Annotated in this window: 10 protein-coding genes; 1 reads left to right on the forward strand and 9 read right to left on the reverse strand. The window is 75.0% G+C overall.

The genetic code is table 11. The features are described from left to right. Positions 1 to 21 precede the first annotated feature (21 nt). The 4 genes from rplJ to ACWPWW_RS07505 all read right to left on the reverse strand — a co-directional run bounded on the left by rplJ (position 22) and on the right by ACWPWW_RS07505 (position 6,061). Positions 22 to 552, reverse strand: a complete 531-nt coding sequence (rplJ, locus tag ACWPWW_RS07490; protein WP_454049693.1) for a 50S ribosomal protein L10 — start codon at positions 550 to 552, stop codon at positions 22 to 24. Positions 553 to 958: 406 nt separating this feature from the next. Next, on the reverse strand, positions 959 to 3,907 hold the full coding sequence (locus ACWPWW_RS07495; RefSeq protein WP_454049694.1) for an FAD-binding and (Fe-S)-binding domain-containing protein: 2,949 nt from the start codon (positions 3,905 to 3,907) through the stop codon (positions 959 to 961). A 128-nt stretch (positions 3,908 to 4,035) separates the two neighbouring features. Then, positions 4,036 to 4,476: an OsmC family peroxiredoxin gene (locus ACWPWW_RS07500; RefSeq protein ID WP_454049695.1), complete on the reverse strand. Its 441-nt coding sequence runs from the start codon at positions 4,474 to 4,476 to the stop codon at positions 4,036 to 4,038. Between the two features lie 94 nt (positions 4,477 to 4,570). Beyond that, complete coding sequence (locus ACWPWW_RS07505; RefSeq protein ID WP_454049696.1) at positions 4,571 to 6,061, reverse strand: D-alanyl-D-alanine carboxypeptidase family protein; 1,491 nt, start codon at positions 6,059 to 6,061, stop codon at positions 4,571 to 4,573. A 540-nt stretch (positions 6,062 to 6,601) separates the two neighbouring features. Here ACWPWW_RS07505 and ACWPWW_RS07510 point away from each other — a divergent pair. Next, on the forward strand, positions 6,602 to 10,792 hold the full coding sequence (locus ACWPWW_RS07510; protein WP_454049697.1) for a S8 family serine peptidase: 4,191 nt from the start codon (positions 6,602 to 6,604) through the stop codon (positions 10,790 to 10,792). Positions 10,793 to 11,063: 271 nt separating this feature from the next. Here ACWPWW_RS07510 and ACWPWW_RS07515 read toward each other — a convergent pair whose 3' ends face one another. The 5 genes from ACWPWW_RS07515 to ACWPWW_RS07535 all read right to left on the reverse strand — a co-directional run bounded on the left by ACWPWW_RS07515 (position 11,064) and on the right by ACWPWW_RS07535 (position 16,435). Continuing rightward, positions 11,064 to 12,071 (reverse strand): 5'-3' exonuclease, encoded by a 1,008-nt coding sequence (locus ACWPWW_RS07515; protein ID WP_454049698.1) that lies wholly within the window; start codon positions 12,069 to 12,071, stop codon positions 11,064 to 11,066. 45 nt (positions 12,072 to 12,116) lie between these two features. Further along, positions 12,117 to 13,127, reverse strand: coding sequence for a LacI family DNA-binding transcriptional regulator (locus ACWPWW_RS07520; RefSeq protein ID WP_454049699.1), 1,011 nt, complete (start codon positions 13,125 to 13,127; stop codon positions 12,117 to 12,119). A gap of 22 nt (positions 13,128 to 13,149) precedes the next feature. Beyond that, positions 13,150 to 14,049: a carbohydrate ABC transporter permease gene (locus tag ACWPWW_RS07525; RefSeq protein WP_454049700.1), complete on the reverse strand. Its 900-nt coding sequence runs from the start codon at positions 14,047 to 14,049 to the stop codon at positions 13,150 to 13,152. A gap of 3 nt (positions 14,050 to 14,052) precedes the next feature. Then, positions 14,053 to 15,024, reverse strand: coding sequence for a carbohydrate ABC transporter permease (locus ACWPWW_RS07530; RefSeq protein WP_454049701.1), 972 nt, complete (start codon positions 15,022 to 15,024; stop codon positions 14,053 to 14,055). A 97-nt stretch (positions 15,025 to 15,121) separates the two neighbouring features. After that, positions 15,122 to 16,435, reverse strand: a complete 1,314-nt coding sequence (locus tag ACWPWW_RS07535) for an ABC transporter substrate-binding protein (RefSeq protein ID WP_454049702.1) — start codon at positions 16,433 to 16,435, stop codon at positions 15,122 to 15,124. Between the last annotated feature and the right edge of the window lie 179 nt (positions 16,436 to 16,614).

Below are 16,614 nucleotides of genomic sequence, written 5' to 3' on the forward strand. Positions count from 1 at the left end.
GGGCGGCTGAGCCTGGTCGGCTCAGGCAGCGGTGTCGGCGGTCTCCTGCTGGGCGCGGAGAGCCTCGACGGTGCGCACGGCCTTCGACGCGGGCGCGGTGAAGAGGTAAGCCGTCTGGAACAGCTTGGCCTTCATCGCACCGGCGGCCTTGGCCAGCAGGACCTCACGGGACTCGAGGTCCGCGAGCTTGGTGACGTCCGCGGCGGTCAGGGCGCGCCCGTCGAGGACACCACCCTTGATGACCAGCGCGGGGTTCGCCCTGGCGAAGTCACGCAGACCCTTGGCGGCCTCGACCGGGTCACCGGTGACGAAGGCGATGGCGGACGGGCCCTTGAGCTCGTCGGCGATCCCCTCGATGCCGGCTTCCTTGGCCGCGATCGCGGTCAGCGTGTTCTTCACCACGGCGTAGTTCGCATTGCCGCTGAGCGACCGACGCAGCTGCTTGAGCTGCGCGACGGTGAGCCCGCGGTACTCGGTCAGCACGGCCGCGTTGGAGTCACGGAACTGGTCCGTGAGCTCCGCGACTGCGGCTGCCTTGTCCGGCCTCGCCATGGCAATCCTTCCGGTGGTGGTGCCGCCGGGCGTCGTCCTCGACCCCGCACATGGGAAGAGCCCCGGCGCAGGCCAGGGCTCGCAGCACGCACGTGTTCACGCACGACCATCGGAACTCAACCTGCGCGGGCCTCCGCCGGAGCGGGACTTCGGGCGGCTCTCGGACGCACCCGCGGAAGCGGGAGAGCACGGGAGCCGACGACCTGCGGTCTTTGGGCAGCGGCCAGCCTACGTCACGGACGCCCGTCGCCCAAATCCGCACGTGACGGCCGGTGCGCCGCCCCGCTCCCCCGAGGTCGTCACTCCTGCACGAGGTCGTCCCGCAGGAATGACGACCTCGTGCCGACGTGACGACCTCGCCGGCGGGACGGGCGCACGCGCCGGGGCATGTGCCGGCGCCCGCGGGTCAGGGGCGGAGGTGGGCGGCGAGGAGCTCCGCCAGGTGCACGCCCTGGACGCCGGCGAGCTGGTCGGCCTGGGTGCGGCAGGAGTACCCGTCGGCCAGGAGGACGTCGCCCGGGGCGGCCTCGCGCAGCGCGGGCAGCAGGGCGTGCTCGGCCACCTGCACCGACACGTCGTAGTGCCCCGCCTCCATGCCGAAGTTCCCCGCGAGACCGCAGCAGCCGGCGAGCGTGGAGAACGACGCCCCCGCGTCGGCCAGCAGCGTCCGGTCCGCGGTGTAGGTCATGACGGCGTGGTGGTGGCAGTGCGGCTGCACGACGGCGGTGACGTCGGACAGGTCGGGCAGCTCCCACCGGTCCCCCGGTCCGATCGGCGCGGGCGCGGTGAGCAGCTCGGCGAGCGTCCGGGTGGCGCGCGCCACGGCGACGGCACGGGGGTCGTCGGGCAGCAGGTCCAGCAGGTCGGAGCGCAGCACGGCGGTGCAGGACGGCTCAAGCCCGACGATCGGCACGCCGTTGACCGCGTACGGGCCGAGCACCTCGAGCAGGTGGGTCAGCCGCTTGCGGGCGCCGTCGAGCTGCCCGGTGGAGATCCAGGTGAGGCCGCAGCAGGCGTCGTGCTCGGGCACCAGCACCTCGTAGCCCGCGGCGCGCAGCACCTGCACGGCGGCGACGGGGACGGACGGCGCGAGGGCGTCGCTGAACGAGTCGGTCCAGAGCAGCACCGGCGGGCGGCCCGAGGTGCCGGTCACCGACAGCGACGTGCCGCCGGCGGTCGCCGGCGCTCCCCCGCGCCGGACGTCGACCTGGCCCCGCCGCACCCGCGAGCGGAAGGGCGCGGGCGCGAAGTCGACCATCGTCCGCCGGACGTCCATCCCGCCGAGCCGCAGCACGACCTTGGCGAGCGGGCGCACCCCGAGCACGGCGTTGCTCAGCCGCGCCAGCCCGGGGACGCCGGTGACGAGCCGGGTCCAGCGCGGCAGCCAGCCCAGCACGTAGTGGTTCACGGGGCGCAGCCGCCCGCGGTAGGTCCGGTGCAGCACCTCCGCCTTGTACTGGGCCATGTCGACGCCGGCCGGGCAGTCGGACGAGCACGCCTTGCAGGACAGGCACAGGTCGAGGACGTCGTGCACCTCGGGCGAGGAGAACCCGCGGGACACCAGCGACCCGTTGGCCATCTCCTGCAGCACGCGGGCGCGACCGCGGGTGGAGTCCTTCTCGTCCCTCGTCGCGAGGTACGAGGGGCACATGAAGCCGCCCGACGCGGACGTGTCGGCGCGGCACTTGCCGACGCCCACGCACCGGTGCACGGCCGTGGTGAAGTCGCCGTGGTCGTGCTGGTAGGCGAAGCCGCCGTGGCCCGCGGGGATCGGCCGGGCGTGCGGGCGGCGCAGGTCGGCGTCGACCGGCCGCGGCCGGACCAGCACGCCGGGGTTGAGCAGGTCGTCCGGGTCGAGCAGGCCCTTGAACGCCTCGAACGCCCCGATCGCCTCGGGCGAGTACATGACGGGCAGCAGCTCGGACCGGGCCCGGCCGTCGCCGTGCTCCCCCGAGAGCGAGCCGCCGTGCGACGCGACCAGGTGGGCGGCGTCCGTCATGAAGGCCCGCAGCGGGTCGCCCGACCGCTCCATCGGGACGTCGAGCCGCAGGTGCACGCAGCCGTCGCCGAAGTGCCCGTACGCGAGGCCGTCGACGCCGTGCCGGGCCATCAGGGCCTCGAGGTCGCGCAGGTACGCGCCGAGCCGCTCGGGCGGCACGGCGGAGTCCTCGAACCCGGGCCACGCCTGCTCCCCCGACGGCGTCCGCCCGCCGAGGCCGGCGCCGTCCTCGCGGATCCGCCACATCGCGGCGGCCTCCGGCCCGGGCGGGAACACGCCGACGGCCCGGGTGCCGGCGTCGGCGGCGAGCGCCCGTGCCCGCTCCATCGCCTCGTCCAGGGTGTCTCCCGCGACCTCGACCATCATCCACCCCGCCCCCTCGGGCAGCGGCGGGACGGCGGCGGCGCCCTTGACGCGGCGGACGACGTCGACCAGGCGGGCGTCCATGCCCTCGATGGCGAGCGGCCGGTGCGCCAGCAGCGCGGGCACGGCGTCGGCGGCGGTGGCCATGTCGGGGTAGCCGAGGACGACGAGCACGGGCGCCGCCGAGACCGGCACCAGCCGGACGGTCGCACCGAGCAGCGTGACGACGGTCCCCTCGGTGCCGACGAGCGCCTTGGCCAGGTCGGCGCCCCGCTCGGGCAGCAGGTGCTCCAGGGAGTAGCCCGACACCTGCCGGCCGAACCGGCCGAGCTCGGTGCGCAGGGTGGCCATCTCGGCGCGGACCAGCGCGTCGAGCCCCGGCACCGGGTCGAGGCCCTTGCCGGCGGTGAACCGGCGGCCGCGGCCGTCGACGACGTCGAGCTCCAGCACGTTGTCGGCCGTGCGGCCGTAGGCCACCGCGCGGGGGCCGCAGGCGTTGTTGCCGATCATGCCGCCGAGCGTGGCGCGGGCCTGGGTCGAGGGGTCGGGGCCGAACCGGAGGCCGTGCGGGGCCGCCTCGCGCTGCAGCATCGCCATCACCACGCCGGGCTCGACCCGGGCGGTCGCGGTGCCGGGGTCGACGTCCAGCACCCGGTTCACGTGCCGGGACCAGTCGAGCACCACGCCCGTGCCGACGGCGTTGCCGGCGACGGAGGTGCCGCCACCGCGGGACGTCACGGGGGCGCCGAGGCCGCGCGCCACCTCCAGCGCCGCGAGGGCGTCGTCGACGTCGCGCGGGAACACGACGACGGACGGCACGACCCGGTAGTTCGACGCGTCGGTCGCGTACTCGGCGCGGCGCCGCGTCGAGTCGTCCACACCGCCGGCGACGGCCGCGCGCAGGGCGCGGGTCAGCTCGGCGGCGTCGGGGCCGGTGGCGTCAGGGCCCGTGGGGGCGCTGCCGCCCGGGGGGAGGGACGTGGCGGTCGACACGCGGCTCAGTGTTCCACCGCCCGCGCGCCGTGCGAGCCGGGCGTCCAGCACCCGGGCGGCACTCCCGGCCGGGACGCACGACGCCCCCGCGGCCGCAGAGGGGCCACGGGGGCGTGCGCGCGGACGGCTCAGCTCTCGAGCGCGGCGTCCAGGGTGATCTCGGTGCCGGTGAGCGCCTTGCTGACCGGGCAGGTCGCCTTCGCGTTCTCGGCGGCCGCCAGGAACCCGGCCTCGTCCAGGCCGGAGACCTCGCCGCGCACCTTCAGCGCGATCCCGGTGATCCGGAAGCCGCCGGCCGGGTCCGGGCCGAGCGTCACGTCGGCGGTCACCTCGAGCGCCTCGGGTGTGCCACCGGCCTCCGCGATGACCGCGGAGAGCTGCATCGCGTAGCAGGACGAGTGCGCGGCGGCGACGAGCTCCTCGGGGCTGGTGGTCCCGCCGGCGTCCTCGGCCGCGCGCTTGGGGAACGAGACGTCGTAGGTGCCGACCTTCGAGCTGCTGAGCTCCACCTGACCGCCGCCCTCGTTCAGGCTGCCGTTCCAGGCGGTGCGTGCGGTGCGAGTGGGCATGTCGTGGCTCCTCACGAGTGGGTGGGGCGCCCGACCGGTCGGCGGGCACCGGCGTCCACGCTAGGACCCGCGACCCGCCGGCGCACCCCGCGCCTCAGCCCACGTACTCCCAGTGCCACGGCTCGGGCTTGGACCCGCTGGCGCGCGCCCAGTCCGGGAGGGTCCAGCCGAACTCCTCGGCGTGGGCCAGCATCCAGTCGTGCTGGTCGGTGCCGAACGAGTAGGCGTTGCCGCCGAGGTCGATCGCCGTGCCGTTGCCGTGGTTGGAGGTGCCCGGCGTCGCGCACAGGCTCCCCTTCTGCCGGCGGCAGGCGACCTGCTGGCCGTACGACCGGTAGGAGTCGGTGATGACCAGGTTGGTGCCGAACGCGGCGGCGAACGCCCCGTTGAGCTGCTCGAGCGCCTCGGCGGCGTCCCCGCGCAGCTGCTGGCCGGGGGCGAAGTCCAGGTCGGCCAGGGCCGAGGCCGGGATCTGGCCGTTGCTGTAGGAGTCCAGCGACGTGCGCAGGGCCTCCTTGCGGGCGGCCTCCTCGGCGGCAGCGGCGGCGGCCGCGGCGTCCCGCGCCTGCTGCGTGACGGTCTGCAGCTCCGCGGTCAGGGTCGCGACGCGGTCGACGGCGGCCGTGAGGCGCGCGGCGGCCGGGTCCTCGGGGACGGCCGCGACGTCCGCGGCGGTGCCGGTGGGCTCGGTCGGGCTGATGCTGGGCTCCGCCGTGGCGGACACGTCGTCGGACGTCGAGGTGGCACCCGCCGAGGCGGCCGCGTCGGCGAGCGCGTCGGCGCCGGCGTCCTCGACCGCGGAGGCCAGCGTGTCGCCGGTCAGCAGCGGCGAGGCCGGCTGCGCGTCGCGGTCGGCCTGCAGCGCGGTGAGGGCGGGCTGCTCCGACTGCGTCGCGGCGATGAGGGTGTCGAGCTCGGCGACCGCGGTCGCCAGCTTCGTCACGGACTCCGCGGGCACGGCCGAGGCGACGGCGTCGGCCTTGACCGTGTCGGCCTGCTGCGCGGTGGCGCTCGCCAGCACGACGGCGGCCTGCCGCTCCTGCACGACGTCCGAGGACAGCCGGGGCGTGGTCTGGTCGACGTCCGCGGCCGCGTCGCCCTGCGCGGCGGCAGCCGCACCGGCGGCACCGGCGCTCGCGCGCTCGGCGGCGGAGGGCGTCAGGGCGAACCCGCCCACGCCGAGGGCCAGGCCGACGGCGACGGCGCCCTGCGCGACCCGGTTCGCCGAGCGGCGCGGGGCGCGGCGACGGCGGCGGTCGGCCCGGTTCAGGGGCGCGTCGGCGGACGCGAGGGTGGCGACGGCCGGGACGCCGCGGGACGGCGTGCGCACGGAGGCGCGGCCGTCGGCGCGGTGGCTGCCTCGCGGGGCGGCGGGCTCGGCGGCGCGGCGGCCACCGGGGGCGGCGGCGCGGCGGCCCGAGGGCGCGGACGCCCGGGAGTCGCGAGCGGGCGGGGCGTCGACGGCGGGACCGGCGGCGCGGCGGCCGCGGGCCTTCACCGGAGCGCTCTGCTCGGGGGCGGTGCCGGGGGTGGTGTCGAGGGTGGTGTCGAGGACGAGGTCGGGGGTACGGAGGGAGGACGTCACGGGAGCGGGTGCTGCACCTTCGGTCGGGGTCGGGGCGGGCGTCGCGGGGACGGCCCGGTCCGCGGGCGCAGCCGCGCCCGCCTCCCGTCCGGGAAGGTGGGGCGTGGGCGCCGTGGCGGTAGCCGGGTCCGCGAGGTCGCGCGGGGCTGCGTGCCGGCCGCGGGACGTGCTCCGCGCGGCGGGCATGCTGTCACTCACGGTCGACGAGGCTAGGCAGCGGACCGCGGGGTCGTTCAAGGGCGACGCGACCAGAACGCGAAGATGCGGTAAGGATGCGGGCCGGGTTCCTTCACCGGACGCACACATCCAGGACCCTCGTCCGCGAGGTGCAGATCGCGGCCCTGATCAGCAGGGCGACGGGCACCGGATGTGGTCCAGGTCACCCATCCTAGCGATCCCTGTACGGACGCTGAGCGAGTGATGTGTGTGGAAACCGTGACGAATCGCCCAGAAGTTTGTACCGTGAGCGCGCAGTCACCACCGCCATGACGCTCAGTCAGGGGCGGTGCACGTCTGGTCCTGCCCGAAGAACGGAATCCCATGACGCGACGCCCGCTCCGTGCCTCGTTGACCGTCCTGGCGCTCGCCGCCACCACCACGCTCGGGGCAGGGGGCGTCGCCTCGGCGGCCGGACCCGCACCCTCCGCGCCGACGACCGGCGGGCTCGCCGGCGCCGCGGGCGACCCGGTCGCCCCCGACGACGTCCTCGCGCCGCTCGAGGGCAAGATCGCCCCGGGGCTCGCCGAGGCCGACGGGCCGGTCACCGCGTTCGTCCAGCTCGACGCCCCGTCGGGCCTCGACGTCGCCGAGGACGGCGGCGACGCGGCCGCGGTCCAGGAGGCCACCGCGCAGGTCGAGCACGTGGCCGAGGCCGTCGTGCCCGAGCAGTCCACCGGTGCCCGGGCCGCCGCGGTCGCCCCGCAGCGGATCGCCACGCTGTCCAACCTCGTGTCGGGCACGCTGGTCACGGGCGACGCGGCGCAGGTCCGCGAGCTGGCCGGCTCCGAGGACGTCGTCGCCGTGTACCGCGTGACCACGAAGACCGCGGACAACTCCTCGAGCGACGCGTTCACCCGCGCGCTGCAGGTGTGGCAGGACACCGGCGAGACCGGCGAGGGCGTCCGGATCGGCGTCATCGACACGGGCCTCGACTACACCCACGCCGCGTTCGGCGGACCGGGCACCCTCGAGGCCTACGCGGCTGCGTACGGCGAGGACGGCACGCAGCCGGTCCCCGAGGGCCTGTACGACCCCGCGAAGTACCGGGGCGGCTACGACTTCGCCGGCCCGCTCTACGACGCGGACCCCGCCTCCGAGCTGCCGGGCGCGACGACGACGACGTCGCCGGACGCCAACCCGATCGACAGCCTCTACACCTCGGACAACTCCGGGCACGGCACCCACGTCGCGGGCACCGCGGCCGGCTACGGCGTCCAGCCCGACGGCACCACGTTCCGCGGCGACTACTCGACGCTGACCGACCTGTCCGACTGGGAGGTCGGACCCGGCTCCGCGCCCGGCGCCGAGCTGTACGCCCTCAAGGTGTTCGGCGACATCGGCGGCTCCACCGACCTCACGGGCCTCGCGCTCGACTGGGCGGCGGACCCGGACGGCGACGGCGACTACGGCGACCACCTCGACGTGGTGAACCTGTCGCTCGGCGCGTCGGCCACGCCGTCGGACGACCCCGACAACCTGCTGATCGACCGCCTCTCCGACCTCGGCACGCTCGCCGTGCTGTCCGCGGGCAACTCGGCGGACATCACGGACGTCGGCGGCTCCCCCGGTTCCTCGGCCTCCGGCCTGACCGTCGCCAACTCGGCCGGCAGCCCGCAGACCTACGACGGCGTCGAGGTCACCGCCGCGCCCGACCCGGCGCTGGTGCGGACCTGGTCCGCGCAGAACTCCATCGCGTACACCGGCACCGAGGACGTCACGGCACCGGTCGTCTACCTGGGTGACGGCGTCGACGGCTGCACCCCGCTGACCGACTACGCCGCGCAGATCGCCGGCAACATCGTCTACCTGTGGTGGGACGACGACGACGCCACCCGCGCGTGCGGCAGCGTCGCCCGCTGGAACGCGGCCGAGGCCGCCGGCGCCGCCGGTGTCCTGATCGGCACCGAGTCGACCGTGTTCGCCGCCGGCATCTCGGGCAACCCGACGATCCCGGGCGCGCAGCTCACCGCCTCCTCCACCGACGCGCTGCTGCCCGCCATCCAGGCCGGCGGCGTCACCGCGCACATCGGCCCGTCGCTCGCGGCGACCGTCACCTCGGACGAGATCGGCGACGCGCTGAACCCGGGCTCGTCCCGCGGCGCCCACGGCTCGCTCGGCATCATCAAGCCCGACGTGGCCGCGCCCGGCACGCTGATCCACTCGGCGGCCTCGGGCACCGGCAGCGCGTCGCACTCGCTGTCCGGCACCTCGATGGCCTCTCCGCACGTGGCGGGCATCGCCGCCCTGGTCCGCGCCACCCAGCCCGGCTGGACGCCCGCCCAGGTCAAGGCCGCGGTCATGAACACCGCCACGCACGACGTGTGGACCGGCGCGAACCAGTCCGGCACGACCTACGGCCCGCAGCGGGTGGGGTCGGGCCGGGTGGACGCCCGGGCGGCCGTCGCCGACACGGTGCTCGCCTACGGCTCCGAGGACCCGGACCAGGTGTCGGTGACGTTCGGCGTGGTCGACGTGGCCGACGAGACCGTGACCCTGCGCAAGACGGTCACCGTGCAGAACACCGGCACGGAGTCCGTCACCTACGACACGGCGTTCGCCGCGGCCACGACGACCGGCGGCGCGACCATCACCACCTCGCCCGCCACGCTGACGGTGCCCGCCGGCCAGCAGGGCCTGGTGACGCTGACGCTGACCGCCGACCCGGCGACGCTGGAGCGGGAGATCGACCCGACGTCCGCCGTCGACCAGGCCGGGGTCCCGCGCGAGTACGTGGCGGCGCTGTCCGGCCGTCTGGTGCTCACCTCCGGCGACTCCGAGCTGCGGGTGCCCGTGCAGGCCGCGCCCCGGCTGGTCAGCGAGCTGACGGCCGACCCGGTGTCCTTCGCGGACGCCGGCGCCACCACCGCGCCGCTGACCCTGTCGGGCCGCGGTGTCGACTCCGGCGGCTGGACCTCCCTGGTCGCGCCGCTCAACCTCGGCGCCACGAGCCCCAAGCTCGAGGACGTCCCCGGGTTCGTCACCTCCGAGTCGGCGGTCGCGTCCGGCGACCTGCGCTGGGTCGGCTGGGCGTCCACCGCGCCGCAGCAGGCCGCGGCCGGCGGCGACCCCGCCGACGGGTACCTCGGGGTCGGCGTCGCCGTCGACGGGGACTGGGCCACGCTGGGCCAGGCCGTGCTCCCGGTCATCGACTGGGACGTGGACGCGGACGGCACGCCCGACGCCCAGACCGTGGTGCAGAAGCTCAACGAGGCCACCGACCTGACCGTCGCCGTCACCGCCGACTACGACACCGGAGACACCCTGGACGTGCAGGGCGTCAACGGCTACTTCGGGGACGTCGACACCACGGTGTTCGACAACTCCGTCCTGGTCGCCCCGGTCGGGATCGCCGCGCTGGGCCTGGAGCCCGGCGTCACCCCGTCGGTCACGGTGTGGACCTACTCGGACTACGCCGCGGACCCGAGCGGCCAGGTCGACGCCGTCGACGCCTTCACCGTCGACCCCTTCGACCCGCCGTACTGGTTCGACGCGGGGGTCACCGACGCGCTCTGGTTCGTCGGCTCGGACGACACCGAGCTGACCACGCACCGGTCGACCACGTCGGCGGCCACGGCGGCGCAGCTGCTGGTGCTGCACAGCCACAACGCGGACCCGACGACCCGGGCCCAGGTGCTCGACGTCGCCGTGCCCGCCGCGGCCGAGACCACGACCACGCTGAAGGTCACGGGCTCCGCGAAGGTGGGCAAGGACCTGACGCTCACCGCCACGGTCGCTCCGGCGGAGGCGACGGGCACGGTCTCGTTCCGCGACGGCGAGACCGAGATCGCGACGGCGCCCGTCGCGGGTGGCACCGCGACGGCCACGGCCCGGCTCGGCGGCGGGGCGCACAGCCTCACCGCGGTGTTCACGCCGGACAGCGCGGCGTGGGCGGGCTCGACCTCCGCGCCGGTGGCGGTCGACGTGAAGAAGGCCGGCTCCACCACCAAGGTCACGCTGTCGCAGAACTCCGGGCGCTACGGCTCCGAGGTCAGCGCCACCGTGACGGTGACCGGCCAGGGCGCCGTGCCCGCCGGCACCGTGGAGATCCGCGAGCGCGACACCGTCCTCGCCACCGGCGAGCTCGTGGCCGCCACCGGGGACTCCGCGACCGCCACCATCGCCCTGCCCCGCGACCTGAAGGCCGGGTCGCACACCCTCACCGCGGTGTACACGGGCAACGCCGACGTCGACACCTCGACGACCCAGCGCGCCTACCGCGTGCTGGCCACCGTGCCGTCGATCGCGATCGACACGGCGTCCTGGACCGTCTCCCGCGGCGCGACCCCGGAGGTCACGGTGACCGTGTCGGGCAGCGGTGCGGGCGCACCGGTCGCGGGCGGCAAGGTGACGGTGCTCGCCGGCGTCCGCCCGGTGGCCACCGTCCCGCTCAACGACGGCTCCGCCACGGTCACCTTGCCGGCGCTCAGCCGGACCACCACGGTGACCGCGCTGTACACCGGCGACGGCGGGTACACCCCGACGCTCACGCTGGGGGTGCTGCGGGTGCGCTGACGCGTACCGCCGGGTGGTGCGACGGGCACGGGGGATGCCCGCCGCGCCGCAGCACCCGGGCGAGAGGGCGGCCGACCCGTTCCGGGGTGATCCAGGGACGCAGCGGCCGCAGGGGGGTCACCGGGGGTGGTGACCCCCCTTTCGCGTCCCCGCGGGGCGCGCCGGCCCGCGAGTGCGCACGCGGCACGGCGAGGGGGCAGCCCGTGGGCACGCACTCGCCGTGTCACGTGCTCACTCGGCCCCGCGGGCGCGCAGGGCCCGCCGCGACGGGTCAGCGCTCGGCGAGGGCCGTGAGGACGCGGCGGACGCTGGACTCGAGGCCCCAGCGCGCGGTGAGGTCGACCAGGGCGGCGCCGTCGGCGGGCTCCCGGGGCAGGGCGAACGCCTGCGGGTCGGCGGGCACGCCTGGGGCGCCGGCCAGCCGGACGTCGGCGTCGGGGGCCACCCGCACGACCTCCGGGGCGACCGCCAGGTACGCGTCCGCCTCGACCAGGCGGAGGCGCTGCGTGGTCGTCAGCCCGGGGTCGCCGGCGTCGCGGGCCGCGAGGATCCCCGGCAGGTCGCCGTACTTCGCGAGCATCGCGGCCGCGGTCTTCTCGCCGATGCCCGGCACGCCCGGCAGGCCGTCGCTCGGGTCGCCGCGGAGCACCGCCATGTCGGCGTAGGCGGGGCCGGAGGCGACCGCGTACTTCTCCCGGAGCCGCGCGCCGTCGACCACCTCGATGTCCTTGATCCCGCGGATCGTGTAGAGCACGCGGACGGGCGCCGCGTCGTCGACCAGCTGGAACAGGTCGCGGTCCCCCGTCACCACGAGCACCGGCGACCGCTCCCCCGCCGGCCGCGCGACCTCGCGGGCGGTGAGGGTGCCGATGACGTCGTCGGCCTCGAAGCCCGCCGCCCCGGCGCGCGCGATGCCCAGCGCGGCGAGCACCTCCGCGATGACCGGCACCTGCGGCGCCAGCGTGTCCGGCACCTCCTCGACGGCCACCGTGCCGCCCTCCGCCGCAGCGGCCGCGGCCTCGGCGCCGCCGACCGCGCGGTGCGCCTTGTACGACGGGATCGCGGCCACCCGGAACGCGGGCCGCCAGTCCTCGTCCCAGCACGCGACGAGCCGGTCGGGGCGGTGGTCGGTGACCAGCCGGGCGATCATGTCGAGCAGCCCGCGCACGGCGTTCACCGGCGTGCCGTCCGGTGCCTTGACGGAGTCGGGGACGCCGAAGAACGCCCGGAAGTACAGGGACGCGGAGTCGAGCAGCATCAGCGCGTGACGGTCGGCCATGCGGCGAACCTACGCGATCCACCGCACGCGGCGGGAGGGCCGCGCTCAGGCCGACGTGCGCTCGACCAGCGACGTCGGCAGCGTGATGCGCGCGGGCTCGGCGCCCTCGACCACCTCGAGCAGCAGCCGCACCATCTCGGCGGCGATCCGCTCGAACGGCTGCCGCATGGTCGTCAGCGGCGGCTCGAGGGTCGCGGCGAGGCCCGAGTCGTCGAACCCGCCCACGGCCACGTCGCCGGGCACCGACCGGCCGGCCTCGCGCAGCGCCACCAGCGCGCCGGCCGCCATGAGGTCGGAGGCGACGAACACCGCGTCGAGGTCGGGCCGGCGTTCCAGCAGCTCGCGCATCGCGGCGTGGCCGCTGCCCCGGGAGTAGTCGCCGTGCGCGACGAGGCTGTCGTCGTACGCGTCGCCCAGCGCGTCCCGGTAGCCCGCGAGCCGCCGGAGGCCGCCGGGGGTGTCCAGCGGGCCCGTGACCGTGGCGATCCGCGTCCGCCCGCGGGACAGCAGGTGGCTGGTCATCCGCCGCGCGCCGCCGTGGTCGTCGGCGGCGACCCAGCCGATCCGGTCCTCGTAGCCCAGCGGCTCGCCGCAGGCGATCGTGGGCACGCCCTGCCGCAGCAGGTCGCCGACCACGGGGTTGCCGCGGTGCGAGGAGATGAGCAGCACGCCGTCGACGTGACCGGCGGCGACGTACTCGGTGATCCGGCGCCGCTCCTGCTGGGTGCCGGCGACCATGAGCAGCAGCGGCATCTCGCGCGCGGCGAGGGCCTCGGCGGCGGCGCGCAGCAGGATCGAGAACGTCGGGTCCTCGAACAGCAGGTGCTGCGGCTCGGTCAGCAGGAACGCCACCGAGTTGGACCGGCCGGTGACGAGGCTGCGCGCGTGCTGGTTGGCGGAGTACCCGGTCGACCGGATGGCCTCCTGCACCGCGGCGAGCGCCTCGGGCGACACCCAGTGCCCCCCGTTGAGCACCCGGGAGACCGTGCCGCGGGAGACCCCGGCGGCCGCCGCGACGTCGCGGATGGTCGGGCGCCTGCGCGCGGTCGTGTCCACGACCCCTGACCTTACGGGCACGTCAGGCCTTCACGGCCCCGGCCGCGAGGTCGACCTGCCAGTACCGCTGCAGCGTGAGGAACAGCGCGGTGAGCGGGAGGATCGACAGCAGCGCCCCGGTGATCACCGACGTGTACATGGCCGGCTGCGACGCCCCCTGGTTGAGCAGGCCGGAGAGGCCGACGGTCAGGGGGAACAGCTTGTCGTCGCCGAGCATGATGTACGGCAGCATGAAGTTGTTCCAGATGGCGACGAACTGGAACAGGAACACCGTCACCAGGCCGGGCACCATCATCGGCACGGAGATCGACGCGAACACCCGCCACTCGGGGGCGCCGTCGGTGCGGGCGGCCTCGAGCACGTCGTCGGGCACGGAGGCGGCCGCGTAGATGCGCGCCAGGTAGATGCCGTACGGGCTGATGATGCTCGGCAGCAGCACGGACCAGTAGGTGTTGGTCAGCCCCACCTGGGCCAGCAGCAGGTACTGCGGGATCGCGAGCACGACGCCGGGCACCAGCACGCCCGCCAGGATGACGTTGAAGATCGCCTTCTTGCCGGCGAACCGGAACTTGGCCAGGCCGTAGCCCGCCATCGCGGACACGAGCACCGACAGCAGCCCGCCGACGCCCGCGTACAGCGCGGTGTTCGCCATCCACCGCCAGAACAGCCCGCCGCGGTACGCGGACAGCTCGGTGATGTTCTCCCACAGGTGCGTGGACGGCGCGAGCGTGAAGGTGGAGAACAGCTCACCGGCGCTCTTGGTCGACGCCATGAGCACCCACAGCACGGGGAACAGGCAGTAGACGGCGCCGAGCAGCAGGATCAGCGTCGGCCAGAACGACGCCCTCTGCCGGGTGCGGCGGACGGGACGAGCGGTGGCGCGGCCCGCAGCAGCGGGGCGGGCGGTGGTCAGGGTCGCCATGGGTCAGCCGTTCTCCTGGGCGAAGGCGCGGCGCTGCACGAGGCGCAGGAAGCCGAACGAGAGCACGAACGTCGCCAGCGCGATCACGACGGAGGTCGCGGCGGCGGAGTAGATGTCGTCCCGCGTGAAGGCGTCGCGGTACACCTTCATCAGCGGGCTCCACGTGGTGGAGATGGTGTTGGTGAGCGGCCGCAGCGTGGTCGGCTCGGCGAACACCTGGAGCGTCGCGATCATCGAGAACAGGAACGTGAGGATCAGCGACGGCAGGACGATCGGCACCTTGATCCGCCACGCGATGCCGCGCTCGGTCGCGCCGTCGAGCCGCGCGGCCTCGTACAGGTCGGTCGGGATCGCCTTGAGCGCCGTGTAGATGACGATCATGTTGAAGCCCACGCCGCCCCACAGGCCGATGTTCGCGATGGCGAACAGGATCGTCCCGGAGGACAGCACGTCGGCGGTGGGCAGGCCGAGCCAGTCGGCGGCGTACGCGAACGGGCTGACCCGCGGCAGGTAGAGGAAGCCCCACAGCAGCGAGGCGATGACGGCGGGCACCGCGTACGGCAGGAAGATCGAGACCCGCGAGAAGCCCTTGGCCCCGGTGCGCTTCGCGTCGAGCAGCAGCGCGAACAGCAGGGCGAGGCCGAGCATCGTCGGCACCAGCACCAGGCCGTACAGCCCGACGCGGCCGACCGACGCGAGGAACTCCGGGTCGCCGAGCGCGCGGGAGTAGTTCGCGAAGCCGGCCCACACCTCCTGGCGCGCGCCGGCGCCGAGCCCGAGGCCGCTCACCTTCACGGTGCGCAGGCTGAGGTAGACCGCGTAGCCGATCGGCAGCGCGAGGAACAGCACGAACAGCACCATCGCCGGGGCGAGGTACACGTACGGCGCGGCGCGCCCGCGACGGCGCGTGCTGCGCACGGTGGCCGCGGGGGCGGCGGGCGCCGGGATGACGGCGCGCGGCTCGGTGGTGGTCACGACGGGGTCCTTCCGCGGGAGCGGGTGGCCGGGGTGGGGAGGTGCGGGCGGACCGCGGCGGCGGGGGTGCCGGTGGGGGCGCCCCCGCCGCGGCGGGTCACTCGGCGACGGAGAAGCCGGAGTCCTTCAGGTCGGCGACCGTCGCGTCCTGCATGGCCGCCACCGCGTCGAGGAACGCCGACGCCGTGCGGGCCTCGGTCGCCTTGCCGAACTCGTCGTTGTACGCGGAGTACGCGACGTTGACGTTGGGGCCGTAGGTGAAGGGCTGCACGCCCTCGGCGGTCTCCGCGGCGATGTCGTAGAAGTCGGCCTGCTGGGAGAAGAAGGCCGGCGGCTCGGACAGCGCCTCGCTCTGCGACTCGAGGTCGGCCGGGTAGAGGCTGCCGTACTCGACGAGCGCGTCGACGCCCTCCTGCGAGCCGTTCATCCAGGCGATGAACTCCGCGGCCTCCTCCGGGTGCTCCGACTGCGTGGTGACCGAGGTGGCCGAGCCGCCCCAGTTGCCGGTCGCGGTGTCGCCGGCCTCCCACTGCGGCATGGGCGCCATGGCCCACTTGCCGGCGGTGTCGGGGGCGTTGCCCTCCAGCACGCCGGGCGCCCAGATGGCGGAGAGCCAGCCGACCTGCGAGCCGTCGTTCAGTGCGGCGTTCCACTCCGGGGTGTACATCGGCTTGTTGTCGATGACGTCGCGCTCGACCAGGTCGCCCCAGTACTCGGCGACCTGCTCGGTGGCGTCGGAGTCGATGTCGACCGACCAGGAGTCGCCGTCGATGCCCCACCAGGAGGCGCCGGCCTGCTGCGCGAGACCCGTGAACCAGCCGGCGTCGTTCGCGGAGAACGTGCCGAGGTACTTGCTCGGGTCGGCGGTGTGCAGCTGCTCCGCGACCGCGGCGTACTCGTCCCACGTGGTCGGGACCTGCAGCCCGAGCTGCTCGAAGATGTCGGCGCGGTAGTAGAACTGCATCGGACCGGAGTCCTGCGGCACGCCGTAGACGGCGTCGGAGCCGAGCGTGACCGACTCCCAGGTGCCCGCGGCGTACCGGTCGGCGAGCCCGTCGGGCAGGACGTCGGTGAGGTCGGCCAGGGCGTCCGCGGCGACCAGCGTCGGGATCTTCTGGTACTCGGTCTGCATGATGTCCGGCGCGCCGGAGCCGGCCTTGATGGCGGTGAGCAGCTTGGTGATGGCCGGGTCGCCACCGTCCTGCTTGTTCACCGTCACCTGGATGTCGGGGTTGGCGGCGTTCCACTCGGCGACGGTCTCGTCCATCCCCGGGGCCCAGGTCCAGAACGTGAGCTCGACCGGTCCGTCGGAGGTCGACCCCCCGTCGTCCGAGCCGCTGCCGCATCCGGCCGCGAGCATCGCGGTCGCGGCGAGCACGGCCGCGGTCTTCATCGCTGTGTGCAGGCGCATTGGTCCTCCTCGTCAAGGACCCGCCGCGTCCTCGCGGCGGGGCGTCACACCGCGGGGCGATCACCGCGCTGTGCCTGTGCACATCGACTGTGCACGGTCACAGTACGATGAGAGGGCGAGGGCTTGTCAACACGGGCTCTCGGCCTGTTATCTACTCGTTGTCTCGGGATCGCGCCTGG

The organism is Cellulomonas sp. Marseille-Q8402 (assembly GCF_965119525.1).